Here is a 766-nt window from a genome sequence, read left to right as displayed (position 1 = left end):
AGGACCTGACGGCGCTGGCTCCCAAGGAGCTGCGCGGGGTGCGTTCCCACAAGATCAGCATGGTGTTCCAGCACTTCGCGCTGTTCCCGCACCGCTCGGTGATGGAGAACGCGGGCTACGGCCTGGAGGTGCAGGGCGTTCCGCGTGCCGAGCGCGAGGAGCGGGCGATCGAGGCGCTGCGTCTGGCCGGTCTCGAAGGGTGGGAGAAGTCCTTCCCCGACGAGCTGTCCGGCGGTATGCAGCAGCGTGTGGGCCTGGCCCGCGCGCTGGCCACCGACGCCGACCTGCTGCTGATGGACGAGTCGTTCAGCGCGCTCGACCCGCTGATCCGGCGTGACATGCAGGATCAGCTGCTTGAGCTGCAGAAGACGCTGAAGAAGACGATCGTCTTCATCACGCACGACCTGAACGAGGCCATGCGTCTCGGCGACAACATCGCGGTCATGCGTGACGGCCGTATCGTCCAGATCGGCTCGGCCGAGGACATCCTCGTCACGCCGGCCAACGATTACGTGGCCTCCTTCACCCAGGACGTCGACCGCTCCCGCGTGCTGAGCGCACGGGCGATCATGGCGGAGCCGGGGGAGGGCTACGCGATGGCCGACGCCCCGGCGCGGGTCCACGAGGACACACCGATCGCCGAGCTGTTCACGCCGTGCTCGACGAGTGAGATACCCGTCGCCGTCGTCGACGACGAGGGCGAACTCCAGGGTGTGGTGCCGCGCGAGCGGCTGCTCGCCGTGCTCGGCGAGCCGATGAAGACCGT

General features: G+C 68.1%; 1 protein-coding gene. It reads left to right on the top strand.

All coding sequences use genetic code 11. The features are described from left to right. Positions 1–766: ATP-binding cassette domain-containing protein (locus OKJ99_RS09460; RefSeq protein WP_326015410.1), on the top strand; the 766-nt coding region annotated here is incomplete at both ends.

It is taken from the genome of Streptomyces endophyticus (assembly GCF_035798155.1).
GTDB lineage: Bacteria > Actinomycetota > Actinomycetes > Streptomycetales > Streptomycetaceae > Streptomyces > Streptomyces endophyticus.
This window is presented reverse-complemented; position numbering and strand designations above follow the sequence as displayed.